The sequence below is a fragment of the Barnesiella sp. CU968 genome (genome assembly GCF_905219685.1).
GTDB lineage: Bacteria > Bacteroidota > Bacteroidia > Bacteroidales > Muribaculaceae > Lepagella > Lepagella muris_A.
In genome coordinates this window covers 1-3,516 of sequence record NZ_CAJMXD010000309.1, presented here as the reverse complement: position 1 = coordinate 3,516, position 3,516 = coordinate 1, and the positions used below count along the sequence as shown (strand labels likewise).

At 46.4% G+C, this 3,516-nt stretch carries 2 protein-coding genes; both read right to left on the bottom strand.

What is annotated here, in order from left to right; genetic code table 11:
* Positions 1-124: 124 nt before the first annotated feature.
* On the bottom strand, positions 125-2,707 hold the full coding sequence (locus JX312_RS10700; protein ID WP_204457986.1) for a C10 family peptidase: 2,583 nt from the start codon (positions 2,705-2,707) through the stop codon (positions 125-127).
* Positions 2,708-2,802: 95 nt separating this feature from the next.
* Positions 2,803-3,516, bottom strand: a 714-nt coding sequence (locus JX312_RS10695) for a hypothetical protein (RefSeq protein ID WP_204457985.1), incomplete at its 5' end; no start/stop codon positions are given.

Below are 3,516 nucleotides of genomic sequence, written 5' to 3'. Positions count from 1 at the left end.
GAATCTGATAAGGCGTATTTACGAATTGAAGAAGGAGCATGGTTCGCCATGCTCCTTCTTTAACTCATGAAATTCCCTCGGAAATCCATCTACACGTGAATGGACGTTAAATCCAGACACCTTATTACAGAATTATTTTAAGAGCCTTGACTTTACCGGATTTGAATCTTGCCACTGCCAGTACAACACCTTTCCCGGAAACGTTAAGGTTCACTATTGTTTTTCCGTCCTTCTGTACAGAGTCTGATGAAATAAGATTCCCGTTGATGTCATATATGCTAAGGCATTCGACATCACCTTCTGCTATCACCACACCTTTTGCGGCATCATATCTGACACTTATTTCATTCCCTGACATAATTTCGTCAACAGAAGAAGAGGACTTTCGGAAATAAATGGGGTCAACATTCTTGATTTCTGCAAAACCGTTAGGTGTCATGGCATATAGTTTTAAACCATACAACGTGTCAGAGTCGAATGTATCTGTATTCAGACTGCCGCGAATTTTTCCAGTCTCATTAATATTCTCTAATATAAGAAGCGGAGCAAATGACACTGTTGTCAATATATCGGAAGGATTATTCTGGTCAAACACCTGAGCGGAAATTCCATAGCCGAAATATACACTCTTGTTTTCAATTGTCGCTGCAAACGAAAGATTATCCTCTGTTGAAACGCTGTACACGTTTGATGTATTGCCGCCTCCGACAGTCTCCTCGGTAAGGATGCCGTTTTCCAATATGAAATCGCTGACTTGGAAAGCATTGCCCCCTCCAACCAGCATTCTTGCAGATGAACTCCAGTCAAGCCTCTCATCGGTATCCGCATCAATAAATCCAAGCTTATATGACATTACGCGAGTCGGGGCGGTCTGTCCCGGAAGAATACGGAATATTGTTGTCACGTCTTCTGTCAAGCTGCCGTTTGCAGGAAGAACCACAGTGATTGTTTCCCCTTCCATTGCTGCAGCATCGGCATTATACAGCACAGGTCGGATCCGTTTTGACAAATCACGTGCGGATGAATTGCCAAGCGACACCCGTAATTTCGCGGCATTCCCATAATACAGTTTGCTTATGAATTCTGCATTATCAACTTTTATAGGGTTGCTGATACTTTCGATGACAGAATAAATTGTACCGTTCTTTTTAATATAAAATGAATTCTTTTCGGAAGACGAGCATAATACCGGCAGCCAGTCTGCATCGGAATTGCCCGATGCCTTAGTGACTAAGGATACTTCGTATTCGCCATCCGGCATGTCATCGGGAAGAGAGAATTTTCCCGGTGAGCCTATGCCGCTATAACTGATCATATAGCCGCCGCTTGCAGCTTGCTCAAGCACAGGCGCGGCGAAAGTCTGCGATACAATAGTTATTGACTTGGCGTAAGATGAGTCGTAGTTTTTAATATTTNCTCCGAAATTTACAGAAAGAGGTCTGATGTCGGTGTTTGCCCATATTCCGGTTCTTCCGTTGTAATCAAGACTCATGGACACATCCTTGCCCGCAAGCGATACTGACAGGCTGCCCAGCTGCGTCAGTCTCGGAGTATAGGAATAAGATGCCCCGGGCTGAATACCGATAACTATGTCCTGGGCGTAGTTGAAGCCGTCGCTTCCGGTGCCACCGCCAATGCCGACAGAGCCGGGATCAAGGGCAGCAAGAAGGAAATAGCCGTCAGACATACCGCCCCATCCCCAGTTAAAATGGAAATAGCCATCACCGGCATAACCGTCGCAAACGAACTCATGACCCACAGAGGAGGAAACACCTCCATAAAGGACCGGCCTGCCTGCCGCCATCTCGGCATAAAGTATCCCCTCCCATTCGGCAGCACTGTAATAGTCGCGTTCGCAGTATTCTATGTCGGGATTGTACGAGAAGTTGTTGACAAGCGCCTGCGCCGCGAAGCGGGAAAGCGTGCCCGATCCACCCATGGAGTAGTTCATCTTAGTGGNATAGCCACACGCTTTCATCAATGTCGCNACAGCCTTAGCCTGGGTGTCGTCATAGCCTCCCGACTTATAGATGTCAAGCATGTTATCCCAATCGAATGCAGTCCTGAAGTTCATCGAAGATTCCCCCTGAGCACCAGAGGGGAGGGTAATAGACCCGCTGCCCGTGCCCCGTTCGGGATAGTTCCAATACTTCATGACCTGCGCCATCGCCGTGGCGACGCAGCCTGTGGGATANTTCCGGCTGTCCTTCGACGGCACCAAGAGGTTGTAAGGCGCGTCCTGATTCCAACGCGTGGACATCAAGGGCGCTACAATCTTGCGATCATCCCCACCATACACACTAGAGGCGGCATACGCCGGCAACCCTGCCAACGAGGCATACTCAATCTGTCGGGAGTACTCTCCAAGCCAATACTCGAACTGAGGAGGAAGCGACTCACTGTCAAAGCTGCCGCTCTCGGAATAGCCCAGCAACGGAGCCGCGCAATCATCGGCAGACACAACGAGGTAGCCACCCGCATTGCGGTCTGCAAAAATGTATGCAGACGGATTCCCGTTAAATGTCCTAAGGGTGTGGACAACATCCATCCTGTCCAGTCTGCCGGAAACCTTTTTCGGCCCTTTGGCGGAAGAAAGCCTGGACAATGCCTCACCGGGAGTCAATGGCGATGCCATTGCTATAGCCGGAATAATTGCCATGACAGCTATAAATGCTGTCATTTTGAGTTTCTGTAGAATCTTATGCATATTAGTTAATGTATATAATCGAGGCGTGTCAAAATTTATGGATTTGACACGCCTCTTTTATGATAGACTTTTGTTTCTAATAGGAGCGTGATAAATCAACGTGCAAAGCTGAAATCACTGATTGCTCCAAATCCACCTAACTGAGTGGAGAAGTCGGCAGAAGCAGCATAGAAAAGAATCATTGAGCCTTCGGGGAAAGAAATAGTCCTGCCGTCGTCACTCAGTATACCGGGAACCTCAGCTTGAGCAGTTGAATAGCCATTTAATGCCCATATGCGGAGATCATCTGCATATGTACATTTGCCTATATCTTGTGGCATAAGCAAATATAGCATAGGCGCACCAGTTTCTGGATCAACTTCAAAGGCAGCTTGCATAGAGGATCCGTCTCCTACAAATATTGGTTCACAAGCGGATGTGAGTCCCGTTACGTTAAGTAGAACTCCATAATAGGGAGAACTCTTCGCGACCCCTTTTACACTGATATTGAACATACGTGCAGTACCATTCATATCAAAACAATTGACCTTATAGTTACCTTGGATACGTTCATAAGGATCACTATCATTGTCTTCAAGAGTAACCAATGTAGAATTTTGTGTTCCTACTTTAGCTCCTTCTGCAGAAACGATTGTCACTGTAAAAGTACGATCATAATTTATATTGAAATCATCAACTGTACTAAATTCAAGCGAAGCCTCGCCCTGATCGGGAGATATTGTAAGAGTTGAAGAGACAAGAATAAAGTTACCACTCCATTCTCCGTTGTGTTCTTCAAATGGTTGTGCGGGATTATTTCCTGTGCCCTT